At 73.2% G+C, this 23,180-nt stretch carries 25 protein-coding genes; 5 read left to right on the top strand and 20 right to left on the bottom strand.

What is annotated here, in order from left to right:
* Positions 1–131: 131 nt before the first annotated feature.
* The 11 genes from ABZS51_RS05825 to ABZS51_RS05775 form a co-directional block, all read right to left on the bottom strand.
* A complete protein-coding gene (locus tag ABZS51_RS05825; RefSeq protein ID WP_355436881.1) occupies positions 132–3,392 on the bottom strand; it encodes an endo-alpha-N-acetylgalactosaminidase family protein in 3,261 nt (1,086 codons plus the stop codon).
* Between the two features lie 174 nt (positions 3,393–3,566).
* Positions 3,567–4,367 carry a tryptophan synthase subunit alpha gene (trpA, locus tag ABZS51_RS05820; protein WP_355436879.1) on the bottom strand — a complete coding sequence of 267 codons (801 nt, stop codon included), beginning with the start codon at positions 4,365–4,367 and terminating at the stop codon, positions 3,567–3,569.
* A gap of 167 nt (positions 4,368–4,534) precedes the next feature.
* Positions 4,535–5,740, bottom strand: a complete 1,206-nt coding sequence (gene trpB, locus ABZS51_RS05815) for a tryptophan synthase subunit beta (protein ID WP_355437029.1) — start codon at positions 5,738–5,740, stop codon at positions 4,535–4,537.
* Between the two features lie 32 nt (positions 5,741–5,772).
* Positions 5,773–6,618, bottom strand: coding sequence for an indole-3-glycerol phosphate synthase TrpC (gene trpC, locus ABZS51_RS05810; RefSeq protein WP_310709281.1), 846 nt, complete (start codon positions 6,616–6,618; stop codon positions 5,773–5,775).
* Between the two features lie 119 nt (positions 6,619–6,737).
* Positions 6,738–7,163 carry a DUF2752 domain-containing protein gene (locus ABZS51_RS05805; RefSeq protein ID WP_355436877.1) on the bottom strand — a complete coding sequence of 142 codons (426 nt, stop codon included), beginning with the start codon at positions 7,161–7,163 and terminating at the stop codon, positions 6,738–6,740.
* Positions 7,164–7,168: 5 nt separating this feature from the next.
* Positions 7,169–7,720, bottom strand: coding sequence for a CD225/dispanin family protein (locus tag ABZS51_RS05800; protein ID WP_355436875.1), 552 nt, complete (start codon positions 7,718–7,720; stop codon positions 7,169–7,171).
* Positions 7,721–7,878: 158 nt separating this feature from the next.
* On the bottom strand, positions 7,879–8,565 hold the full coding sequence (locus ABZS51_RS05795) for a DUF4190 domain-containing protein (RefSeq protein ID WP_355436873.1): 687 nt from the start codon (positions 8,563–8,565) through the stop codon (positions 7,879–7,881).
* A gap of 181 nt (positions 8,566–8,746) precedes the next feature.
* Positions 8,747–9,529, bottom strand: a complete 783-nt coding sequence (locus ABZS51_RS05790; RefSeq protein ID WP_355436871.1) for a Trp biosynthesis-associated membrane protein — start codon at positions 9,527–9,529, stop codon at positions 8,747–8,749.
* Positions 9,526–9,876 (bottom strand): phosphoribosyl-AMP cyclohydrolase, encoded by a 351-nt coding sequence (gene hisI, locus ABZS51_RS05785; RefSeq protein ID WP_310709286.1) that lies wholly within the window; start codon positions 9,874–9,876, stop codon positions 9,526–9,528. Before hisI ends, ABZS51_RS05790 begins: the two co-directional genes overlap by 4 nt.
* Positions 9,877–9,958: 82 nt before the next feature.
* On the bottom strand, positions 9,959–11,746 hold the full coding sequence (locus ABZS51_RS05780) for an ABC transporter ATP-binding protein (protein ID WP_355436868.1): 1,788 nt from the start codon (positions 11,744–11,746) through the stop codon (positions 9,959–9,961).
* Positions 11,743–13,599, bottom strand: a complete 1,857-nt coding sequence (locus ABZS51_RS05775; RefSeq protein WP_355437027.1) for an ABC transporter ATP-binding protein — start codon at positions 13,597–13,599, stop codon at positions 11,743–11,745. The genes ABZS51_RS05780 and ABZS51_RS05775 overlap by 4 nt, the downstream gene beginning before the upstream one ends.
* A gap of 117 nt (positions 13,600–13,716) precedes the next feature.
* Between ABZS51_RS05775 and ABZS51_RS05770 the strand changes: the two genes are divergently transcribed.
* Positions 13,717–14,346, top strand: a complete 630-nt coding sequence (locus tag ABZS51_RS05770; protein ID WP_355436867.1) for a TIGR03085 family metal-binding protein — start codon at positions 13,717–13,719, stop codon at positions 14,344–14,346.
* Between the two features lie 28 nt (positions 14,347–14,374).
* Here the strand turns inward: ABZS51_RS05770 and ABZS51_RS05765 are convergent, their stop codons facing one another.
* Positions 14,375–14,998 (bottom strand): MerR family transcriptional regulator, encoded by a 624-nt coding sequence (locus tag ABZS51_RS05765; protein WP_355437025.1) that lies wholly within the window; start codon positions 14,996–14,998, stop codon positions 14,375–14,377.
* A 93-nt stretch (positions 14,999–15,091) separates the two neighbouring features.
* Between ABZS51_RS05765 and ABZS51_RS05760 the strand changes: the two genes are divergently transcribed.
* From ABZS51_RS05760 to ABZS51_RS05745, 4 genes are all read left to right on the top strand, one after another.
* On the top strand, positions 15,092–16,054 hold the full coding sequence (locus ABZS51_RS05760) for a hypothetical protein (protein ID WP_355436865.1): 963 nt from the start codon (positions 15,092–15,094) through the stop codon (positions 16,052–16,054).
* Positions 16,051–16,518, top strand: coding sequence for an ABA4-like family protein (locus tag ABZS51_RS05755; RefSeq protein WP_355436863.1), 468 nt, complete (start codon positions 16,051–16,053; stop codon positions 16,516–16,518). The genes ABZS51_RS05760 and ABZS51_RS05755 overlap by 4 nt, the downstream gene beginning before the upstream one ends.
* 103 nt (positions 16,519–16,621) lie before the next feature.
* A complete protein-coding gene (locus ABZS51_RS05750) occupies positions 16,622–16,783 on the top strand; it encodes a hypothetical protein (protein ID WP_175588658.1) in 162 nt (53 codons plus the stop codon).
* Between the two features lie 61 nt (positions 16,784–16,844).
* A complete protein-coding gene (locus ABZS51_RS05745; protein WP_355436860.1) occupies positions 16,845–18,206 on the top strand; it encodes a glutamine synthetase family protein in 1,362 nt (453 codons plus the stop codon).
* Between the two features lie 158 nt (positions 18,207–18,364).
* Here ABZS51_RS05745 and hisF read toward each other — a convergent pair whose 3' ends face one another.
* The 8 genes from hisF to ABZS51_RS05705 all read right to left on the bottom strand — a co-directional run bounded on the left by hisF (position 18,365) and on the right by ABZS51_RS05705 (position 23,172).
* Positions 18,365–19,126, bottom strand: a complete 762-nt coding sequence (hisF, locus tag ABZS51_RS05740) for an imidazole glycerol phosphate synthase subunit HisF (protein ID WP_310709292.1) — start codon at positions 19,124–19,126, stop codon at positions 18,365–18,367.
* The gene (locus ABZS51_RS05735) at positions 19,123–19,530 is read right to left on the bottom strand and encodes a Rid family hydrolase (RefSeq protein ID WP_355436858.1); all 408 of its coding nucleotides are present in this window, start codon (positions 19,528–19,530) and stop codon (positions 19,123–19,125) included. The genes hisF and ABZS51_RS05735 overlap by 4 nt, the downstream gene beginning before the upstream one ends.
* An 8-nt stretch (positions 19,531–19,538) precedes the next feature.
* A complete protein-coding gene (gene priA / locus ABZS51_RS05730; RefSeq protein ID WP_310709293.1) occupies positions 19,539–20,267 on the bottom strand; it encodes a bifunctional 1-(5-phosphoribosyl)-5-((5-phosphoribosylamino)methylideneamino)imidazole-4-carboxamide isomerase/phosphoribosylanthranilate isomerase PriA in 729 nt (242 codons plus the stop codon).
* Positions 20,267–20,596, bottom strand: coding sequence for a hypothetical protein (locus ABZS51_RS05725; protein ID WP_355436856.1), 330 nt, complete (start codon positions 20,594–20,596; stop codon positions 20,267–20,269). Before ABZS51_RS05725 ends, priA begins: the two co-directional genes overlap by 1 nt.
* Before the next feature lie 137 nt (positions 20,597–20,733).
* Positions 20,734–21,366, bottom strand: coding sequence for an imidazole glycerol phosphate synthase subunit HisH (gene hisH, locus ABZS51_RS05720; RefSeq protein WP_310709295.1), 633 nt, complete (start codon positions 21,364–21,366; stop codon positions 20,734–20,736).
* Positions 21,360–21,515: a hypothetical protein gene (locus tag ABZS51_RS05715; protein WP_355436853.1), complete on the bottom strand. Its 156-nt coding sequence runs from the start codon at positions 21,513–21,515 to the stop codon at positions 21,360–21,362. Before ABZS51_RS05715 ends, hisH begins: the two co-directional genes overlap by 7 nt.
* Entirely contained in the window at positions 21,512–22,105 is a 594-nt protein-coding gene (hisB, locus tag ABZS51_RS05710) for an imidazoleglycerol-phosphate dehydratase HisB (protein WP_355436850.1), read from the bottom strand. Before hisB ends, ABZS51_RS05715 begins: the two co-directional genes overlap by 4 nt.
* Positions 22,102–23,172 (bottom strand): histidinol-phosphate transaminase, encoded by a 1,071-nt coding sequence (locus tag ABZS51_RS05705; RefSeq protein WP_355437023.1) that lies wholly within the window; start codon positions 23,170–23,172, stop codon positions 22,102–22,104. The genes hisB and ABZS51_RS05705 overlap by 4 nt, the downstream gene beginning before the upstream one ends.
* Between the last annotated feature and the right edge of the window lie 8 nt (positions 23,173–23,180).

The following is a 23,180-nucleotide window of genomic DNA, read 5'->3' as shown; positions in this document are numbered from 1 at the left end:
CGTCTCCGCCGTCGTCCACGACAAGCTCGACATAACGGCCACCACTGAGGCCGGCCGTCAGCTCGTACGGCGCGCCGGCCCCTCGCGGTACCTGGCCCGCCGCACGTCCTCGCGGCCGGTGAACCGGCCGGTCACCTCGCCCGCCGCACGACCTCGCGGCCGGTGAACCGGACGGTCACCTCACCCGCCCCCTGCTGGAACCCCGGCGTGTCGGTCGGCGGCCCGCACGACCCGGTCTCGGGGGCCTCCCCCAGGTCCCTGACGGCGAAGTCGTCCAGGACGAGGTCGGCCCCCTCCTGCTCCGCCTGGAGCGAGCGCAGCCCCACCCACACGTCACCGCAGCCGGCCACCACCCGCTCGGCGAACCGGGTCGTGACGCGCCGCTCCGGCAACGGCGTGCCGCGCGTCTCGACGGACTCGCCGCCCTTGTCGTACCCGGTCACCCAGGCGTAGGCGCCGGCCAGCGCGCTCTGGTAGCGGAACGACACCTCGTAGGCATGGCCCGGCTCGAACCGCGCAGTCCACGGGACCGTGCGGTAGACCAGGCCACGCCGTTCCTCGTGCGCCTTGAGCGAGAACCGGCCGGCGATGACGTCGTCGACCGCCTTGCCGTTCCAGCCCGCCCGCGTGTACGGCTCGTGCCGTTCGGACAGGTGGGTGCGGGCGTCGAAGGCGCCTCCGGCGTCGCCCTTGACGAACGGCCCCCATCCCGGCTCCGGCGACTCGAACGTCTCCACCGGCCCCGGCGCGGCGGTCCGCATGAGCCGCACGTCGTCCACGCGCACCCGGCCGGAGCCGGCACCGGCGGCGATGCGGAGCGTCACGGAGGACCCCCGGGGCGTGAACCGCAGCGGCACCCGCTGGAAGAACGTGTCGTGCTTCTCGTCGGAGGCGATGTAGTTCCTGGCCGTCGAGCGGGTGAGCGTCACGCTCCGGCGCAGGCCGGGGCCGGTGACCTCCAGCGTGGTCGGGCGGGTGCGGCCGGGCTCGATCTCCACGGCGGCCGACACGGTGTGGGGGACGCCGGGACGCAGTCCCGTCAGCCGCTGTTCGAGGCTCGCCGGGGCGTCGCCGCCGAGCAGGGCGACGCGGTGGCCGAGCGCGTTCGTCTCGACGCCGACGGCTCCACCGGTCGTCCACGCGCGGAGCCGGTCGTCGCCGAAGCCGGGGTCGCGAACGCCGCTCCCCTCGCCCCACGCGGGGTCCGGGAGAGCGGGCGCGCGGCCGGGGTGGAGCACATAGGGCACGCCGGGCTCGGCGCGCAGCGTGATCCGGCCGTCCACCGGGGTCACGGTCCCGGCCCGGACCCGGCCCTGGTCGGTGAGCCGGTAGACGGTCAGCGGCCGGTCGGCGTCCCAGGTGGTCTCGCCTCCGGCGGCGTTGTAGTGGTAGAGGCGCCCGTCCCACGGCAGCAGGTACGCGCCGCCGTCGAGGACCACGTGCCCGCCCGCGTACAGGTGCCGCCGGCCGGCGGCCGTGGTGCCGCGCACACCGCCGGAGAAGACGATCTCGTCGGCGTTCCAGTCGAGGATCTGGTGGCGCTGCAGGAACTTGGCGGGCAGGTTGTTCTCCCAGATGTTGCGGGAGAAGGCGGTGTAGTCGTTCTCCGCGGTCCATCCCTCGAACTCGACGATCCGGGCGTTGCCCAGGATGGGATGGGCGTTCCAGACGTCCTTCTCGCCGTTGCGGATGAACCTGATGATCTGCGAGTTCAGTCCCTTGTTGGTGGCGCCGCCGTAGTTGAGGTCATTCGCCCAGTGAGCCCACAGGGAGGAGCGTTCGAGCTTGTCCGACCACTCGGTGGCCACCTGGAAGCCCTGCTCGCGCAGTTCGCGCCCGGTGCGGTCGGCGACCCAGCCGAACGGCCGGAACACGTCCACGTACAGCAGCGCTAGGTTCGGGTCGGTCTCCTGGCGCAGCCGTCTGAGCCGCGCGGCGAGTGTGCCGCGGGTCAGGTCGCCGCGCTGGTCGATCAGGTACGCCTGGTCGAGCCAGTCCCAGCCCTTGGCCTTCGGGTCGGCGAGCGGCTCGCCGAAGGCGCGGGCCTCCGGGTATGCCTCGGTGGCGTTGATGTGGGCGCCGAACGTGGCGTTCCACCGCCGGCCGGCTCTCAGCAGCGTGTTGAGGTCGTCCAGGCCGCCGGCGCGCTCGTTGTAGTGGCCGCCGTAGTCCGGGTGGGCCGAGTCGTGGCCCTCCGACTGGTAGCCCTTGAGGATGGCGAGCTGGCCGAGGCCGTCAGTGGCCAGGGACACGCGCTTGACGTCGTCCAGGGTGCGCAGGAACGGGTGGGTGGCCTGGCTGGAGAAGTTGAACGGGATGTGCGTGACGACCCGGTCCTTGGTGCTGTCCGCGCCCGGGGCCTTGACGCCGATCTCGCGGAACGCGACGGCGCCGTCCTGCCAGTCGAGGTCGCCGTCGCCGTTGGCGTCGCCGGTGACCACGACCCTGGCCCAGGGACGCTCCTCGGTGAACGGGGAGCCGGTGGCCCGGTGGGTCCACTGGCCGCTCCACACGCCGACCCTGACCGCGCCGTCGGCGTCCTTCCTCGCCTGGTGCCAGAGGCGGGCGGCGTCCTTGCCGGTGGGGCCGGCCGGCCGGTCGTAGCTGGAGTCGGACTCGACGGCGGCGGCCAGCCGGCCGGTGTTCACGATGGCGTACGTGGCGCCGACCGGCGCGGCGTCGGCCGGGGTCGCCCCGGTCACGGCGGCGAACACGTCAGCGGTGCGGGTGGAGTCGGGGTCGAGGCGGGTGAACGCGGTGGCCGCGCCCGGCTGGTCGCTCGCCACCGAGACCAGGTCGTGGCCGGGCAGGTCGATCGTGTTGACGCGGAACGCGGCGGTGTCGGCGACCTCGTCGACGGCGAACGTCGTCACCCGGCCGCGGACGCTGACGCTCGCGGTCAGGCGCACGCCGGGCAGCTCGGGGAAGGCGAGGCGGTAGCGGGCGCTCGCGGCGTCGTGACCGGCCTGCCGGACGGTGACGTCGTAGGGCTGCCCGTTCACCACCACGGCGGGCACGCCGGTGCTGCCGCCGAGCGTGGCCCCGGTGGCGCGGTCGGTGTAGCCGAGGACGCGCGGGAAGGCCGGGTCGAGATCGACGGTGAGCCGGTCGGAGGAGATCGTGAGGGGCGTGGCCACGGTGGTGGGCCGGGGTGCGATGCCCTGGATCGTGGTGCCACCCGACGACTCGGGGTCCGGCTCCGGCTCTGCCTCCGGTTCCGGCTCCGGTTCCGGCTCCGGTTCCGGCTCCGGTTCCGGGGAGGCCAGTTCGTACGTCGGCGGCGTCGGGGCGGGCGTGGGTGCCGGCGGGGACGCGAGCGCGGGGAAGGAAGCGAGGGGGGAGAAGACGGTGGATAACGCGAGGGCGGCTGCGAGCGCGGCGGGACGGCGCATACGTGTCCTTCGTCGGAGACTCTCCCCGAGATACTGACATCTCCCGACTCGCACGTGTCAAGACGCGCCACCATCGGCATGGGACGGACACGACCGGGCCGCACCTCATCGGCGCGAGCCCGGGCGTGTCGTCAGCGACGACAGGTCGGCCAGAAGGGCGGGCCGAGCCGGGGGTCAGGCGCGGGTGCGGACGCTCTGGGACATCTCGCGGGCCAGCTCGCCGATCGAGGCGCGGCCGGCGGCCTCGTCCGGCGCGTCGAGCATGCGGCGGATGAACGCCGACCCCACGATGACGCCGTCGGCGTAGCCGGCGACCTCGGCCGCCTGCTTGCCCGTGCCGACGCCGAGCCCGACGCACACCGGCAGGTCGGTGTGGGCGCGGGTGCGCTTGACCAGGCCCTCGGCCGCGACGTTGACGGATTCCCTGGCGCCGGTGACGCCCATGAGCGACGCGGCGTACACGAACCCGGTGCAGCAGTCGACGACCGCCTGGATGCGCTCCTCGGTGGAGCTGGGCGCCACCAGGAACACCGTGTCGATGCCCGCGGCGGCCGAGGCCTCGCGCCACGGGCCCGCCTCCTCGGGCGTCAGGTCGGGCGTGATGGTGCCGACGCCGCCGGCGCCGGCCAGGTCGCGGGCGAACCGCTCGGCGCCGTAGCGGTCGATCGGGTTCCAGTACGTCATGACGAGCGTCGCCGCGCCGGTGGCGGCCACGCCCTCGACGGTGCGCATGACGTCGGCGATGCGGGTGCCGTTGATCAGCGACCGGTGGACGGCGTCCTGGATGGTCGGCCCGTCCATGAGCGGGTCGGAGTAGGGCAGGCCGATCTCGATGACGTCGCAACCCGCCTCGACGAGGGCGGCCGCGGCGGCGATGGCGCCGTCCTTGGACGGGAAGCCCGCGGGAAGGTAGCCGACCAGCGCGGCCCGGTTGTCCGTCTTCGCCTTGGCGAACACCGTCTGAAGAGTAGTCATGATCGTCCGTTCTCGGTGGTCGGAGGCCGCTTCGCCGCCGCCCTTCCCATCATGCCGTCACCAGGGCCCGGCCCGCGCCGGGCGAAGGAGACCCCGCCCGGGCCGCGCCTGGGGCGGAGGAGACCTCGCGGAGCCGGCTCACGGCCCCGCGAGGGGGTGGGCCGGTGTCAGAGGTTGAAGTACTTCATCGCCGTGCCCATGTCCTTGTCGCCGCGCCCGGACAGGTTGACCAGGATCGTGGCCTCGGGTCCGAGCTCCCGGCCGAGGTCCAGCGCCCCGGCGAGGGCGTGGGACGACTCGATGGCCGGGATGATGCCCTCGGTCCTGGCCAGCAGCGAGAAGGCGGCCATCGCCTGGTCGTCGGTGACGCCGTGGTAGGTGGCGCGGCCGGTGTCCTTCAGCCAGGCGTGCTCGGGGCCGACGCCCGGGTAGTCGAGGCCGGCCGAGATCGAGTGGGACTCGATCGTCTGGCCCTCCTCGTCCTGCAGGACGTAGGTGCGCGAGCCGTGCAGCACGCCGACGGAGCCGGCGGTGAGGGTGAGCGCGTGCTCGCCGCTGTCCAGGCCGTGGCCGGCGGCCTCGTAGCCGTGGAGCTGGACGTCGCGGTCGCCGATGAAGGCGTGGAAGATGCCGATCGCGTTGCTGCCGCCGCCGACGGCGGCGCAGATCGCGTCGGGCAGCGCGCCGGTCAGCTGCAGCATCTGGCGGCGCGCCTCGACGCCGATGATCCGCGCGAAGTCGCGCACGATCTCGGGGAACGGGTGCGGTCCGGCCACGGTGCCGAACAGGTAGTGGGTGGTGTCGACGTTGGTCACCCAGTCGCGGAACGCCTCGTTGATCGCGTCCTTCAGCGTGCAGGAGCCGTTGTGGACGGGGACCACGGTGGCGCCGAGGAGCTTCATGCGGGCCACGTTGAGGGCCTGGCGCTCGCAGTCGACCGCGCCCATGTAGATGACGCACTCCAGGCCGAGCAGGGCCGCCGCGGTGGCCGTGGCCACGCCGTGCTGGCCGGCGCCGGTCTCGGCGATGACGCGCTTCTTGCCGAGCCGCTTGGTCAGCAGCGCCTGGCCGAGCACGTTGTTGATCTTGTGGGCGCCGGTGTGGGTGAGGTCCTCGCGCTTGAGGATGATGCGCGCGCCGCCGGCGTGCTCGCCGAAGCGCGGCACCTCGGTCAGCGTGGTGGGCCGGCCCGCGTACGTGCGCAGCAGGTGGTCGAACTCCTGCAGGAACTGCGCGTCGTTCTTGGCCTTCTCGTAGACGGAGGCCACCTCGTCGAGCGCCGGGATCAGCGCCTCCGGCACGTAGCGCCCGCCGAAGACGCCGAACTTGCCGTTCCTGTCGGGATCGTCGCCGTGGACGCCGTTGCCGGCCAGGTCGGCGGCGGTCAGGATGGAGCCCTCGTGTGTCACTGCTGTCCCTCTGCTCCGTGGTCGGGGCGCGTCGCCGGATGGGCGCCGGCGGTCACCAGCGCCTCCACCGCCTTGCGCGGATCCTTGCCGGTGACCAGGCTCTCGCCCACCAGCACGGCGTCGGCGCCGGCGCGGGCGTAGGCGAGCAGGTCATGCGGTCCGCGGACGCCCGACTCCGCGATCTTGATCACATTATCCGGGATCTTGGGCGCGATCTTGGCGAAGACGTCGCGGTCGACCTCGAGTGTCTTGAGGTTGCGCGCGTTGACACCGATGACCCGGGCGCCCGCCGCGACGGCGCGGTCGAGCTCCTCCTCGGTGTGGACCTCGACCAGCGGCGTCAGCCCGATGGAGGTGGCCCGCTCGATCAGCGAGACCAGCGCCTCCTGCTCCAGGCACACGACCATGAGCAGCACCAGGTCGGCGCCGTGGGCCCGGGCCTCCCAGAGCTGATAGGAGGTGAGGACGAAGTCCTTGCGCAGGATGGGGATGTCGACCCGGGCGCGGACCGAGGCGAGGTCGTCGAGGCTGCCCCCGAACTTGCGGCGCTCGGTGAGCACGCTGATGACGTGCGCGCCGCCCTCCTCGTAGTCGGCGGCCAGCGCCGCGGGGTCGGCGATCGCGGCGAGCGCGCCCTTGGACGGGCTGGAACGCTTGACCTCGGCGATCACCGAGACCCTGGAGCCGCCCAGCGCCGCGAGCGCGTCCCGGGGGGCGGGAGCCCGCTCGGCCTGCCGCTTGAGCTCGTCGAGCGACACGGCCTGCTGGCGTGCGGCGAGGTCGGCACGCACCCCGTCGAGGATGTCGTCGAGGACGCTCGGTCCTTCCGTCCGCTCACTCACGCGCTTGGGATCCCTCCGGTCGGCAGTAGGGGATGGCAGGAAGTTCGCGTCGCGTCCGCTCCCGGCCTGTCTTTGCGATGGTATCGGCCCCGGCGGCGTCGCTCGGCCACCGGCCCCGGCTAGGGCGCGAGGAATGCCCCGAAGGGAAGGTTTCGCACCAGCCAGTAGAGCAGGACCACGGCGAGGAACGCCCAGAGCCATGCCGGATGGGCCAGCGTCGTCCTGCGCGGCCGGCCCTGCCAGGCGCGCACCAGCCAGCGTCCCCACCAGAACACCAGGAACGGGATCATCGCGACGGCGAGCGGGTTGAGCCCCACGGCGGCGACGGGGTCGAGGTGGGCCAGCGCGTGGATGGTGCGCAGCGTGCCGCAGCCGGGGCAGTACAGGCCGGTGGCCCACAGGAACGGGCAGGTCGGGTAGTGACCCGGCTCGTTGGGGTCGATCATGCCCACCACGGCGAAGACCACGCCCGTGGCGGCGGCGACGCCGAGTGGCGCGAGCACCGACCGCAGCCGGTCGTGGCCGCGCCACTCGATGTTCGCCATACCCATCAGTACGTGGAGCTCGGGGCGTTCGCCGCGACGAGCACGAAGAGGACGACGTACCCGATGATCACGAGGACCCACCAGATGATGCCCACGATCAGCGAGCGCTTCCACCAGGTCTTGGCCTCCTCCGACGCCTGCACCGCGCCCTGGTAGTCGCCGACCTGCCACTTGGAGTTGACCTGCGACGACTTCACGATCGACACGATGCCGAGGGGGAGGCAGCAGAACAGCGTGGTCAGGATGGCGGCGACCAGGTGGTTGTCCGGCGGGGTCTGCGGGGCGCCGTAGCCGCCGGGCTGGCCGTAGCCGCCGCCGGGGGGCTGCTGGCCGTAGCCACCGCCGTAACCGCCGCCGCTCGGGGGCTGCTGGCCGTAACCGCCGCCACTCGGGGGCTGCTGACCGTAACCGCCGCCACTCGGAGGCTGCTGACCGTAGCCGCCGCCGCTCGGAGGCTGCTGGCCGTAGCCGCCGCCACCGCTCGGGGGCTGCTGGCCGTAACCGCCGCCCGGGGGCTGGGCGCCGTAGCCGCCGTCGCCCTGGTTCCCGTAGCTCATGCTGTGACTCCTCATGTGTCCATCTCAGGCGAGTTGCGCGCGGCAGCCTAGCGACAAACCATCTCGGACGTGGGTATACGTCCACTTTGCGGACAATTTGTGATCAGACCGGAAGTATCCGTGATCGGGTCACTCCGCTCACCGGAGGCGAGGAGAGGTCAGGGCGACCCTGCCGCGCCGGCCGTGGCCAGGCCCATGAGCGCCAGCCACATGCTGCCGAACAACAACCACAGGACCACCCAGAGAACGATCGTGATGTACGACGTGACCAGGCCGCCCATGGCCATGCCGTGCCCCTCCTCGCCCGTCCGCTTGATCCGGCTGAGCGCCATGTGGCCGACGATCGCGCCGGGGATGCTGGTCAGCCCGCAGAACACCAGACCCACGATGCCGAGGACGAGCGAGGTGACCGCCAGGCCGTTGGTGGTGCGGGGCTGGGGCGCGCCGTACGCCCCGTAGGGGGCCTGCCCGTACGGCTGCTGGCCGTAGCCCTGCTGGCCGTACGCCTGCTGGTCGTAACCCGGCTGGCTGTAACCCTGCTGGCTGTAACCCTGCTGCCCGTACCCCGGCTGGCTGTGACCCTGCTGCCCGTAGCCCTGCTGGCCGTGGCCGCCGGACGGCTGCCCGCCGTAGCCCCCGCTCGCGGGCTGCCCGCCGTACCCCCCGCCGTATCCGCCGCTGCCGGACTGCTGGCCGTAGCCCTGGCCGCCGCTCGGCGGCTGGCCGTAGCCGCCGTCGGGCGGCGGCTGGCCGGGGCCGCCCGTGCTCGGGGGCTGCTGACCGTACCCTCCACCGGGCGGCTGAGAACCGTATCCTCCGCTGCCGCTCTGGTCCCCGTAGCCCATGTCGATCCTCCGTCGTCGTGGCCCGTTTCAGGGGCAGCTTATTGACAAGGGGAACGGCGGTCCGCCGGGCGGGGACACCGACGGCGAGTTGTAACCTCGGCGCGACAGCCGCGACTGCGGCAGACGCCTCAGAGAGGTCGTTCCAGGACGAAACCGGCGCCGCCGGGCAGGTGCTGGAGCCTCAGGTGGGGTCGTCGCCCCGGTCGAGGGCGTCCCACAGGGCGCGGTCGTCGGACACCCGTGGGCGCCCGGCCGCCGGGGTCCGCTCGTAGCGGTCGGACATGCCCGCCCAACGGGGGCCGCGCACGGCGGCGAGCACCCCGCCCGCGACCATCAGCGCCGCCCCGATCGCGGACAGCGCCGGCCAGGCGGCCACGACGTCCCACGCGAAGGAGCCGAGGCCGCGCAGCGCGTCGTGCTCGCGCAGCCACACCGTCGGGGCGTCGCCGGCCACCGCCAGCCACGTGGCGAGCCCGGCGCCCAGCCCGCACAGCGTCAGCAACGCCCCCACCAGGCGGCGCGTGAGCCCCTTCGAGGCCAGCGCCGCCACCACGCCCGCGAGCCCGGCCAGCGCCAGCGGCGTCAGCACAGGGGCCAGGTCGCCGCCGGAGGGCGTCACGGGATCGGCTCCTGCGCCGCCCGGGACGCCGGTGGTGTGCCCGGCCCGCACCGTGATCCAGGCGCGGGTGGCCGCGAACAGCACCAGCGCGCAACCGGCGGCCGTCAGGGCCACCCACCGCCACAGCTCACGGCCACGCCCCCGCGCCCTCGGGGAGGCCGGCGGGGGCCCCGCGGCGTCCTGGGAGCCGGAGGCGCGGGTGGTCTCCAGAGGCTCGCGGTCCCGTGCGTCTGCCGGGGTCGCCGGGTCCCCTGCGGTCTCGGGGGTCGCGGAGGCCTGCGCGGCTTGCGAGGGCTCGGCGGCTCGGGCGGCGTCCCCGTGGCCGGGGTCGTGCGGACCGGTCATGGCGTGGCCGACACCTCCAGCGGGTCGGCGTCGAAGCAGGTGCGGTCGCCCGTGTGGCAGGCGGCGCCCACCTGGTCGACCTGGACGAGCAGCGTGTCGCCGTCGCAGTCGAGCGACACCGCCTTGACGTGCTGCGCGTGACCGGAGGTGGCGCCCTTCACCCAGTACTCGGCGCGGCTGCGCGACCAGTAGGTGGCCCTGCCGGTAGTGAGGGTGCGGTGCAGCGCCTCGTCGTCCATCCAGGCGAGCATGAGGACCTCGCCCGTGTCGTACTGCTGGACGATCGCGGGCACCAGCCCGTCGCCGTTGCGCTTGAGCCGCTCGGCGACCTTCGGGTCGAGGGACATGCCGCCATTCAACCAGCCGTCATGACCGCCCGCCGCACCGGCGGCAGGCCGGGCGAGACCTCCCTCCGGTGCGGCCCGGCGGTCAGGAGCGGGCGGCGGAGACCCAGGAGGCGTGCAGGGCCGCGTAGACGCCGTCCTCCTGCCGGACGAGCTCGTCGTGCGGCCCGCGCTGCACCAGCCGGCCGCCGTCGAACACCAGCACCTCGTCGGCGTTCTCCGCCGTGGACAGCCGGTGGGCGATGGAGACGGCCGTACGGCCACGGGTGACCCCTTCCAGCGCCCGGGCCAGGCGCACCTCGGTGGCCGGGTCGACGGCGGAGGTGGCCTCGTCGAGCAGCAGCAGGTCGGGGTCGGCGAGGTAGGCGCGGGCCAGGGCGACGAGCTGCCGCTCACCGGCCGACAGCGACTCGCCGCGCTGCCCCACGGGCGTGCCGAGCCCGGCCGGCAGGCCCTCCACCCAGTCGGCCAGGCCCAGCTCGGTCATGGCCAGCTCGATCTCCTCGCGGGTGGCGCCCGGCCGACCGTACCGGACGTTGTCCTCCAGCGTGCCGTCGAACAGGAACCCGTCCTGCGGCACCATCACGATGCGCTCGCGCAGCGAGGAGAAGCGCACCTCCCGCAGGTCGTGGCCGTCGACGGTGACGCGCCCGGAGACGGGGTCCATGAGCCGGGTGAGCAGCTTGGCGAACGTCGTCTTGCCCGACCCGGTCTCCCCCACGACGGCGATGCGGGAGCGCGGCGGGATCTCCGCCGTGACGTCGCGCAGCACGGGCGGCCCGCCGGGGTAGGCGAAGCCGACGCCCTCGAAGGCGACGGAGATGGGGCCGCGCGGCAGCTCCACGCCGCCGGGGCCGGGGTCGGCGACGTCGGGCGGCGTGTCCAGCACCCCGAGGACGCGCCGCCAGCCGGCGACCGCGTTCTGGGCCTCGTTGAGCACCTCGGTGGCGGTCTGCATCGGGGAGACGAACAGCGTCACGAGGAACAGGAACGCCACCAGCCGCCCGGCCGTGATGTCGCCGGACAGCCCGAGCCGGACGCCGAGCAGCACGATCCCGGAGATGGCCAGGGCGGCCACGATCTCGGTCAGCGGGAAGACGAAGCCGACGATGGTCTGCGCCCTGGTCTGGGCCGCCTTGTTGGCGTCCACCGCCGTGTCGACGCGCTCGGCGGTGCGCCCCTCGGCCGCGTGCGCGCGGATGACGGCGGCGCCGACGACGGACTCGCTGACGGCGGCGAGCATGTCGCCGGTGCGCTCGCGGACCGTCGTGTACGCGCCCGACAGCCACCGCTGGAAGCGCGGCAGGGCGACCATCAGCGGCAGGAAGCACGCCCACACGACGAGCGTGAGCTGCCAGGAGTAGACCAGCATGAGGATGCTGGCCACGAGGACCTGGCCGAGCGACACGATGATCATCAGCCCGCCCCACTGCATGAACGTGCTGATCTGGTCCACGTCGTTGGTGACGCGGGAGACCAGCGCGCCGCGCCGCTCGGTGTTCTGGGTGAGCACCGACAGGTCGTGGACGTGGCGGAAGCCGCGCACCCGCAGGGTCGCCAGGGACGACTCGGTCGCCTTGTAGAGGCGGACGTTCATGACGTAGCCGGCCAGCGCGGTCAGCACGACGGCCGCCGCGCACAGCAGCACGGCGCGCGTCACGTACGAGACGTCGGGCGAGGAGTTCTTCAGGCCGGTGTCGATCGTCTGCTGCACCGCGACCGGCACGATGACCTTGCCGGCTGTGGCCACCACCGCCAGGGCGAGGGTCCCGGCGAGCCCCTTGCGGAACTCGGGCGTGAGGGACAGCCCATGACGGATGGTGGCCAGCGCCGATCGCTCGGCGCCGGCGCCGATGCCCCGGGCGTCGCTCACGCGATGATCCCCTCTTCCTCGGCGGCCGCGACGGCGGCCTGCTCGGCTTCCTCCCGCACGGCCGCGCTGCGGGCGGCGGCGGCTTCCTCCTCCTCGGCCGAGAGGGCGGCGCGCTCGGCGTCCTCGCGCTCGTAGGCGGTGACCAGGTTGCGGTAGCCCTCGCAGCGCCCGATCAGCTCCTCGTGCGTCCCATGGTCCACGACGCGGCCCCGGTCGAGGTAGACGACCTCGTCGGCCAGCGCGATCGTGGCCATCCGGTAGGCGACGACCACGACGCTGGAGGAGGAGGCCGCGTCACGCAGGCCGTGCAGGATGCGGGCCTCGACCTGCGGATCGACGCTGGAGGTGGCGTCGTCGAGGATGAGCAGCCGCGGCCGGCGGGCGACCGCGCGGGCCAGCGCGAGCCGTTGCCGCTGCCCGCCCGACAGGGTGGCGCCCCGCTCCCCCACGCGGGTGTCCAGGCCGGACTCCAGCCGCGCCACGAACCCGTCGGCCTGCGCCAGGCGCAGCGCGGCCCACACGTCCTCGTCGGCGATGGGCAGGCCGAGCGTGATGTTGCCGCGCACGGTGTCGTCGAACAGGAACGTCTGCTGCGGCACCAGCGCCACCGACTCGGCGACCGCGCCGTACGGCAGCTCGCGCAGGTCCACGCCGTCGAGCAGCACCCGCCCGCGCGCCGGATCGACGAGCCGGACGAGGAGCTGCACCAGCGTCGACTTGCCGGAGCCGGTCGGGCCGACCAGCGCGACGGTGCGTCCCGGCGCCACCTCGAAGGCCACGTCCCGCAGCACCTCGCCGGCGCCGTAGGAGTAGGACAGGCCGGCGGCCTCCAGCCGGGCGGGGCCGGAGCTCGCGGGCGGCGCGGTGGCGCCGTACTCCATGGAGCCGCGCGCCTCCAGCACGGCCCGCACCCGCTCCCAGCCGACCACGCTGCGCGGCAGCTCGGCGAGCACCCAGCCGAGCGCCCTGATGGGGAAGGCGAGCAGCGTGAACAGGTAGGCGACCTGCACGAGGTCGCCCGCGTCGATGGAGCCGGAGGCCAGCCGCGCGGCGCCGACGGCGAGCACCGCGAGCACGCCCAGCGTGGGCAGCGCCTCCAGCATCGGGTCGAACAGGCCACGGACCCGCCCGACGGCGATGTTGGCGTCGCGCAGCTCCTCGGCGCGGCGGCGGAAGCGCTCGGTCTCCAGCGCCTCCCTGCCGAGGGTCTTGACGACGAGGGCGCCGTCGAAGCTCTCGTGCGCGATCTCGCTGACCTCGGCGCGCAACTGCTGGGCGCGGGTCGCGAGCGGGCTGAGCCGGCGCTGGTAGACGAGGTTGAGCACGGCGATGGCCGGAAAGATCAGGAAGCCCACCGCGGCGAGCGCCGGGTCGGTGAGGACCATCGCGACGGCCGCGGTGACCAGCATGACGACGACGCCCACGGCCATGGGCAGCGGCGCGAGCGGCGCCCAGGCGGCCTCGGCGTCGGAGCTGGCGTTGGACAGCAGCTGGCCGGTCGGGTGGCGGTGGTGCCAGGCGAGCGGCAGCCGCAGGTACTGCTTGGTCACCTCGCGGCGGGAGCGGGCCTGCATGCGGTACTGCATGAGCCCGGCCAGGATGCGCCGGCCGGCGACGCCGATCGCCTTGAGTAGCGCCGCGCCCATGATGAGCAGCACACCCGTCCACAGGACGCCCGTGGTGACGGAGCCGGTGGAGAAGGCGGGCAGCACGACGTTCTCCGTGGCCCAGCCGAACGCCCAGGCGGAGCCGACCGTCATGCCCCCGTACACGGCGCTGGACAGGACGGCGGCGGTGAAGACCGCTTTCTCCGCGCTGATGGCCACGCCGAGGACACGTAGTCCCTGGCGCATGACGGCCGAGGTCACCTTGCTCGCCACTCGCTGGGTTTCCTTCCGTCACGGCTGCTTTGTCCCTAAGACCCAATCACGCCCGATCATGCCGTTATTCCCGCGGGTAAGCTGGAGAACGTGACTCACGCTCGCGGCGAACGCGCGGCCCTGTGCGACCTGCTGGACCGGCTCGGCCCGGACGCCCCGACCCTGTGCGACGGGTGGACGACCTACGACCTGGCCGCCCACCTGGTGCTGCGGGAGCGCCGGCTCGACGCGGCGGCGGGCATCGCGCTCAAACCGCTGGCGGGCCACACCGCCGCGGTCCAGTCCGCCCTGAAGGCGCGCCACCCGTACCCGGAGCTGGTCGGCCTGGTGCGCAGGCCGGGCGGCGTCTACGGGCTCGTGCCGTTCCTGGACGACGCGGTCAACACGCTGGAGATGTTCGTCCACCACGAGGACGTGCGCCGCGCCCAGCCCGCCTGGGAGCCGCGCCAGATGCCCGAGGACCTCGAACGGCTCATGTGGAAGCGCGTCTCGGCCGGCGGGAAGCTGATGCTGCGCCGCTCGCCGGTGGGCGTGGTGCTGCACCGGGCCGGCGGCGGCGTGGCGCTCGGCGGCCCGAGGATCGGCCCCAAGGTGGAGGTCACCGGGCCGGCGGCGGAGCTGCTGCTGTTCTGCTTCGGCCGGCAGGAGCACACGCGGGTGGAGCTGACGGGCGACCCCGAGGCGATCTCCCGCCTCAAGAGCGCCCGCCTCGGCATCTGACCGCCCCCCGGCCCCCGCGGACCCTGTCTCAGTCCGCCCCGTAGGCGCGCAGCGCGACGTGCGCCTGGGCGAGCCGGCGCAGCCCCGTGAGCAGGGTGTCGCCCACGAGCGTGCCGAGCACCACCACCTCCAGCGCCCGCTCCCGGTCGCCCAGGTCGCCGACGACGGTCATGTCGGCCTCGGCGATCCGCTCGGCGGCGGCGGCGTACTCGGGCAGCACGCCGAGCATGTCCTCGCGGCCGAGATCCTGCAGACTGGCGATCACTCCCACCACCGTGGCGTACGCGGGGTGGTCGCGCATGTCCTTCCACCCGTGGCGGGCGCAGATGTCGTCGAGGATCCGGCGGGCCTCCTCCAGGTGCGGCCCCGGCTGGGGCTCCTGCCGGGCGGTGACCGTGAGCTGGCCCAGCCCCAGCAGGTCGTTGCCGCTGGTGTCCGGGTCGTCCAGGTGCTGGACCAGCTCGCGGATCGCGGCGATGCTCAGGCCGCCGTACTCGGCCAGCGCGCGGACGAGCTTGAGCCGCCGGACGTGCGCGGTGCCGTACTCGGCCTGGTTGCGGCCCACCGGCCGCCCAGGGGGCAGCAGGCCCTCCCGCAGGTAGTACTTGATCGTCGGTACGGGCACTCCGGTGTCCGCGCTCAGCTCCGCCATGCGCACGTATGACTCCCCTCTTGTGGACAGTGGAGAGTTTAGCTATAGATAGTAGAGAGTGACACTATCCGCTATCTCTATCGAGGAGACCCCGTGTCGCACTGGCACCGACCGCTGATGGTCTCGGCGGGGCTCATGTCCGTCCTTGCCGTGGCCACCGCGGTCGCGCTCGTCCTGGACGACCGCACGCTCGACGGCATGCCCGTCTGGGCCAAGCCGCTGAAGTTCGCCATGTCCGTCGCCGTCTACTCCTTCACCTGGGCCTGGCTGCTCTCCCTGCAGCGCCGCGACCGCCGCTGGGGCCGCCGGGCCGGCACCGTCCTCGCGGTGGCCGGCGTCGCCGAGGTCGCGGTCATCACCTTCCAGGCGGCCCGCGCGCACCGCAGCCACTTCAACGCCGCCACTCCCTTCGACTCCGCGCTCTTCGGCGTCATGGGCGTCATGATCATCGGCCTGATGGTGGCCAACATCGTCGCCGCCGTCGCCGTGCTCCTCGACCGCCAGGCCGACGGGCCCTCCACCTGGGCCGTGCGCTTCGGGCTGGTGATCTCCACGCTGGGCCTCGCGAGCGGCGGCCTCATGCTCGGCCCCCGTCCCGGCCAGAGCCTCGCCGGCGGCGTCATCGGCGCCCACACCGTCAGCGCGCCCGACGGCGGGCCCGGCCTGCCCCTCCTCGGCTGGAGCACCGTCGCCGGCGACCTGCGTGTGCCGCACTTCGTCGGCATGCACGCCCTCCAGCTCCTCCCGCTGCTGCCGCTCGCGCTCGCCGCCCTGTCCCGCCGCTTCCCCGTCCTCGCCCCCGAGCGCGTACGGCAGGGCCTGACGCTCACGGCGGGCGGCCTGTACGCCGGCGTGTTCGCGCTCGTCCTGTGGCAGGCGCTGCGCGGCCAGTCTCTGGTGCGCCCCGACGGGCCGACCCTGGCCGCGGCGGGCGTCCTGGTCGCGCTGGGGCTCGCCGGGGCGGCAGCCTCGACCCGTGCCCCGGGCCGGTCCACGACGGGAACCACCGCCCCCACCACCGCTACCGCCACCGCCGCCGTGGAGGCCGCCCGATGAGCACCGCGACCCTGTTCGACCTCAGCTTCTACGCCGCCGCGCCGTTCTGGGCGCTGATGATCCTCGCCCCCGCCTGGTCGCTCACCCGGAGGGTGGCCGCCTCCCCGCTCATCGTGCTGCCCGCCCTGGCGGTGAACCTGGTCCTGCTGGTGCCCGTGCTCGGCGCCGTCTGGCCGGTCGTGACCAGGCCGTCCCTGGCGGGTCTCACGGCCCTCGTCGCCACCCCCGAGGCCCTGGCCGCGCTGTGGGCCCAGATCATCGCCTGGGACCTGTTCCTCGGCCGCTGGATCTACCTGGACAGCAGGGAGCGGGGCGTGCACCCGCTGCTCATGGCCCCCGTCATGATCCTGACCATCCTGCTGTCGCCGATCGGACTGCCGGTCTACCTCCTGCTGCGCCTGCCGTTCGGGGGCAACAACTCTGAGACCTCCGCGACAGGGCCCGAGATCACTAGCATGGCGTGAGAAGGAAGCCCCCCGGTTAGGATCAAGAACATCTTCATAGAAGATGCCAGTGATCGCCCAGATCCGGGTATATACGGCTGGGAATGGACTGCAGGAGGCCCCCATGCAGGTCAAGAAGGTAGCCACTTACGTGCTCGTGGCGTTCGTGATCTTCTACCTGTTCACCCGGCCGGCCCAGGCCGCGTCCGCGGTCAACGGCGTGTTCGACGGAATTGTCCATGGTGCCAACCAGTTGGCCGTCTTCTTTACCAATGTTCTAGCGTGAGCGGGACACCTGTCTGCGTTGGACGCTTCCCCGTACCGGCGGAACGTGTTACGCAGGCAGGATGAGAGATCGCCCGACCGCCACCAAGATCATCCAGCCTGATCCCCACGTGCGGCGCGTCCTGGAGCGGGCCGAGCTCGAAGGTGTCGAGCTCGTCCGCTTCCTGTACGCCGACCACGGCGGGGTGATCCGCGGCAAGGCGGCGTCCCGGTCACGGCTGGCCGAGCGCCTCACCACGGGCATCGGGCACACGGTGGCCATGATGGCGATGAACATGCTCGACCAGTTGCAGGACGTCGAGCACATGGGTCCGGTGGGCGAGGTGCGCATCGTCCCCGACCCCACGACATACGTCCCGCTCCCCTACGCACCGGGCGCCGCCGCGATGCTCTCCGATCTGCGGCGGCAGGACGGCTCCCCGTGGGAGGCCTGCCCGCGCACGTTCCTCAAGGACGCGATCGACGCCCTGGCCGCCGAGGGCTACACCCTGCTGGCCGCGTTCGAGCCGGAGTTCACACTCGGGCGGCGCCTGCCCGACCCCGCCGGCGGCCCCGACCGGATCGTGCCGATCGACGACACCCTCTGCTACGCCGGCACCGGGTTCGACACGGCCCACGACTACACGATCAAGCTCATCCGGGCCCTCGAGACGCAGGGCCTCCGGGTCGAGCACTACCACCCCGAGCTCGCCCCGGGCCAGCAGGAGCTGTCGATCAGGCACGCCCCCGCGCTGCGCGCCGCCGACAACCACGTCCTCTACCGCGAGACCGTGCGCGGCGTGGCGCTGCGCATGTCCATGTGGGCCACGCTGGCCCCCAAGCCCCTCGCCGAGCAGGCGGGCAACGGCGCCCACCTGCACCTGTCCCTGTGGCGGGGGACCACCAACGTGTTCGCCGGCGACGGCGGGGAGCTGGAGTCCTTCGTCGGCGGGCTGCTCGCCCACCTGCCCGCCCTGACCGCCCTCACCTGCGGCACCGTCAACGGCTTCCGCCGCCTGGCGCCGCGCTCCTGGGCCGGCGCGTACGCCGTCCACGGGCCCGACAACCGGGAGGCGGCCGTACGGATCTGCTCACCCCTGGGCGAGACCGGCGAGCCCAACCTGGAGCTCAAGCCGTCCGACTCCTCGGCCAACCCCTACCTGTCGCTCGGGGCCGTCATCCACGCCGGCCTCGACGGGCTGCGCCGCGAGCTCGACCCGGGCGAGTCGGTCGACGTGGACCCCGACACCCGGCCGGGACGCTACCCGCGGCTGCCGGCGTCGCTGGACGAGGCGCTGGACGCGCTGGAGGCCGACGAGGTCCTCATGGAGGCGCTCGGCCCGCTGCGGGGCAGCGCCTACCTGGCGGTCAAACGCTCCGAGGCGGCCGCGTTCGCGGCCATGGACGAGGCGTACGAGCTGTTCCAGCACATGAAGGTCTTCTGAGGCGCCCCGCCCCCGGTCCCTGTGAGACGCCGCGCCCGGTCCCTGTGAGGCGTCGCGGCCTCTCCCCCGCGCACCGCGATGGCGTCGTGCTCGCACGCCGACGCCCGCGCCGGGGCCCCGGGGGCTCTCCCCGGAACGCCCGGCCGGACGGCCCGCGTCTAGCGCACCGGGTGGCCCGCCGTGCGGAGCGTCTCCTTCACATCCGCGATCTTCAGGGTGCCGAAGTGGAAGACCGACGCCGCCAGCACCGCGTCCGCGCCCGCCTCCACCGCCGGCGGGAAGTCCTCCAGCCGGCCCGCGCCGCCGCTGGCGATCACCGGCACGCGCACCACGGCCCGCACCGCCCGCAGCATCTCCAGGTCGTAGCCCTCGCGGGTGCCGTCACCGTCCATCGAGTTGAGCAGGATCTCGCCCACGCCCAGCTCCTCGCCGCGCGCCGCCCACTCCACCGCGTCGATGCCCGTGCCGCGCCGCCCGCCGTGCGTGGTCACCTCGAACCCGCTCGGCGTGCCCGGCGCGCGGCGCGCGTCGACCGACAGCACCACGCACTGCGCGCCGAACCGCCGCGACGCCTCGGTCAGCAGCTCCGGCCGGGCGATGGCCGCGGTGTTGAGCGAGACCTTGTCGGCCCCCGCCCGCAGCAGCCGGTCGACGTCCTCGACCGCGCGGATGCCGCCGCCCACGGTCAGCGGGATGAACACCTGCTCCGCCGTCCGGCGGACGACGTCCAGCATCGTGTCCCGCTCGCCGGAGGAGGCGGTGATGTCGAGGAAGGTCAGCTCGTCGGCGCCCTCGGCGTCGTAGCGCCTGGCCAGCTCGACCGGGTCGCCCGCGTCGCGCAGGTTAGCGAAGTTGACGCCCTTGACCACCCGGCCCGCGTCGACGTCCAGGCAGGGGATCACCCTGACGGCCACGGTCATGCGCGCACCGCCTCGATCTCGACCTCGACGAGCATCCGCGGGTCCACCAGCCCGGCGACCCGCACGCCCGTGCAGGCGGGGCGGACCTCGCCGAACACCTCCCCGATCGCCTGGCCGACCAGGTCGAAGTGGCGCTGGTCCACCACGTAGTAGCGCACCATCACCACGTCCTCCTTGGTCAGTCCGGCCAGCTCCACCGCGTCCACCGCGATGCCGATGGCCGTCAGGCTCTGCCGGTAGGCGTCGCCCACGTACCGCACCTCGCCGTCGATCGTGGCGGTGCAGCCCGACACGATGACCCGGTCCCCGACGACGACCGCCCGGGAATAGCCGTAACGCTCCTCCCACACGCCGCCCGAAAACACCCGCGAACCGGTGCTCTCCATGCTCATGCTGCTCACCACGGCCCCTCCTACCCTCTACCGCGCACCGCGGCCAAGGCGCTCTCCAGTGTGAACGCCTGGGCGTACAGCGCCCTGCCTACGATCGCACCCTCCACGCCGTCAGGCACGAGGCCCGACAGCGCGACCAGGTCCTCCAGGGAGGAGACGCCTCCACTGGCGACGACCGGCCTGTCGGTGCGGGCGCACACCTGGCGCAGCAGGTCGAGGTTGGGTCCGCGCAACGTGCCGTCCTTGGTGACGTCGGTGACGACGTAGCGGGGGCAGCCGTCGGCCTCCAGCCGGTCCAGCACCTCCCACAGGTCGCCGCCCTCCTCGGTCCAGCCGCGCGCCGCCAGCGTGGTGCCGCGCACGTCCAGGCCGACCGCGATCCGGTCGCCGTGCTCGGCGATGATCTTGCGGCACCATTCGGGGTTCTCCAGGGCGGCCGTGCCGATGTTCACCCGGCGGCACCCGGTGGCCAGGGCGGCGGCCAGCGACTCGTCGTCGCGGATGCCGCCGGACAGCTCCACGTTCACGTCCAGCCGGCCGATCAGATCGGTGATCAGCTCCCGGTTGGAGCCCCGGCCGAACGCGGCGTCGAGGTCGACCAGATGGATCCACTCCGCCCCGGCCTCCTGCCAGGCCAGCGCGGCGGCCAGCGGCTCGCCGTAGCCGGTCTCGGTCCCGGCCTCACCCTGGACCAGGCGTACGGCCTGGCCGTCCGCGACGTCCACGGCGGGAAGGAGTACGAGCGACATCAGATCCTCCGGTCGAAGGCAAGGGTCACGACAACAGGGACGAGCAACAGGGACAGGACGAGGGCGCCGAAGCTGACGGCCGGGGACCCCCACACGACCCATACCACCACTTGGACGAGCGCGAACGCGATCGCCACGACAGTGTTCTGGACGCGGCGGCGGCGGGCGAGCAGGCCGCCCTGACGGGCGATCCGCACCGGGCGGGGCGTGAGGCGGGCCACGAGGGCGCGGCGGCGGGAGGCGCGCGACTGGCGCTCCTCGTTGCGCCGCGCGGCGCGCTCCCGCTCGGCCTCGCGCTCGGCGCGGCGGCGCGCCCGCTCCTTACTCACGACTCACGGCACCACGACTCACGGCACCACGACTCACGGCACCACGACTCACGGGACCAGGACTCACGGCACAGCACGGACGAATCACGGCACTCATGGACCGGGGCCTCTCACCCGGGAAGGTGCGCGGCCGTCGCTCACAGGACGCCGAGCCAGTTGGTCAGCAACGCGGCGCCCGCGTCACCGGACTTCTCCGGGTGGAACTGGGTGGCCATGAGCGGACCGTTCTCGGCTGCGGCCACGAACGGCACGCCGTGCTCGGCCCACGTCACCAGCGGCTCGGCGAACCCGTCGCCGGGCCGCAGCTCCCACTCGCGCACGCCGTAGGAGTGGACGAAGTAGAACCGCGTGTCGGCGTCCAGCCCGCGGAACAGCACGCTGCCCTCGGGCGCCTTGACCGTGTTCCACCCCATGTGCGGCAGCACCGGGGCCTCCAGCGGCTCGACCGTGCCCGGCCACTCGCCGCAGCCCTCGGTCTCGACGCCGTGCTCGACCCCCTTGGCGAACAGGATCTGCATGCCCACGCAGATGCCCAGCACCGGCCGCCCGCCGGCCAGGCGACGGCCGACGGCGCGCTCGCCGCGCACCCCCCGCAGCCCCGCCATGCACGCCGCGAACGCCCCGACCCCGGGCACGACCAGGCCGTCGGCCTCCATCGCCGCGTCCAGGTCGGACGTCACGGTCACGTCCGCGCCGACCCGGGCCAGCGCCCGCTCGGCCGAGCGCAGATTGCCCGACCCGTAGTCGAGCACCACCACGCGCTTCACCACCACATCACCCCCGCCGTGATCGCCAGCACCGCACCGACCGCGCAGACGGCCGCGCCCACCTTGAGCCCCTGCCTGAACAGCGAGAACACACCGCCGACCAGGAACAGCCCGATGAACACCATCACGATGGCCAGCGTGTTCTCACTCACAGGACGCCCTTGGTGCTCGGCACCCCCGTCGCGCGCGGGTCCAGCTCGGACGCCTCGCGCAGCGCCCTGGCCAGGGCCTTGAACTGGGCCTCGACGATGTGATGGGCGTTGCGCCCGTACGGGACGTGGACGTGCAGGCAGATCGCCGCCTGCGCGACCAGGGACTCCAGGATGTGGCGGGTCATCGTCGTGTCGTACTCGGGGCCGATCATCGGCGCCATGCCCTCGGGCTCGGAGTGCACGAGGTACGGCCGGCCGGACAGGTCGACCGTCACCTGGGCGAGCGACTCGTCCAGCGGGCACGACGCGCTACCGAACCGCCTGATGCCCGACTTGTCGCCCAGCGCCTCGCGGAACGCCGCGCCCAGCGCCAGCGCCGTGTCCTCGATGGTGTGGTGCGCGTCGATGTGCAGGTCACCCTCGGTCTTGACCGTCAGGTCGAACAGCCCGTGCTTGCCGAGCTGCGCCAGCATGTGGTCGAAGAACCCCACGCCGGTCGCCACGTCCACCCGCCCGGTGCCGTCGAGACTCACCTCGACCAGGACCGACGTCTCCTTCGTCACACGCTCCACGCGGCCGACCCGACTCACAGAACCCCCTCCAGAGCGGCACGGAACGCCGCCATCTCCTCGCCGGTGCCGATCGACACGCGAAGCCACTCGGGCGGCCCCACCTCACGGATGAGCACGCCCCTCGCCAGCAGGCCCTCCCAGACCGCGCGGCGCTTGGGAAATCTCCCGAACAACACGAAGTTGGCGTCGGAGTCGGCCACCGTCAAGCCCTTGCCGCGCAGCCACTCCACCGTGGCGTCACGCTCGCGGCGCAGCGCGTCCACCGTGCCCAGCAGCTCCGCGCGATGCCGCAGCGCCACCCGCGCCGCCGCCTGCGTCAGCGTCGACAGGTGGTACGGCAGGCGCACCAGCAGCAGCGCCTCCACCACCGCCGGGTGGGCCGCCAGGTAACCGAGCCGGGTGCCCGCCATCGCGAACGCCTTCGACATGGTCCTGGTCACGATCAGCCGCGGGTGCGACGGCAGCAGGCTCAGCGCCGACGGCGTGCCCTCCCGCGCGAACTCCGCGTACGCCTCGTCCACCACCACCATGCCCGGGGCCGCCTCCAGCACCCTGGCGATCGTCTCCAGCGGCAGGGCGGTGCCGGTCGGGTTGTTCGGCGAGGTCAGGAACACGATGTCCGGCCGGTGCTCCTCCACCGCGGCCGCCGCCTTGGCCGGGTCGAGCGAGAAGTCGTCCTCCCGCACGCCCCCGATCCACTCCGTGCTCGTGCCCGTCGTGATGATCGGGTGCATCGAGTACGACGGCTCGAACCCCAGCGCCGTCCGGCCGTAACCGCCGAACGCCTGCAGGATCTGCTGGAGCACCTCGTTGGAGCCGTTGGCCGCCCACACCCGGCTCGCGTCGAGCCCGTGCCCCAGATAACCCGCCAGGTCGGCGCGCAGCTCCAGCGCGTCACGGTCGGGGTAGCGGTTGAGCGCCCCCGCCCCTCCGCGCACCTCCCCGGCCAGGTCCTCGACCAGCTCCGGAGAGGGCGGATACGGATTCTCGTTGGTGTTGAGCCGCACCGGCACGTCGATCTGGGGCGCGCCGTACGGCGTCCTGCCCCGGAGATCGTCCCTGATCGGCAGGTCCTTCAACGTCATGTCGTCCG

Source organism: Nonomuraea sp. NPDC005501 (genome assembly GCF_040605905.1).
In the GTDB taxonomy this organism is placed as follows: domain Bacteria; phylum Actinomycetota; class Actinomycetes; order Streptosporangiales; family Streptosporangiaceae; genus Nonomuraea.
Note: the sequence above shows the minus strand (reverse complement) of the source record. Positions and strands in the feature narration are given on the sequence as shown.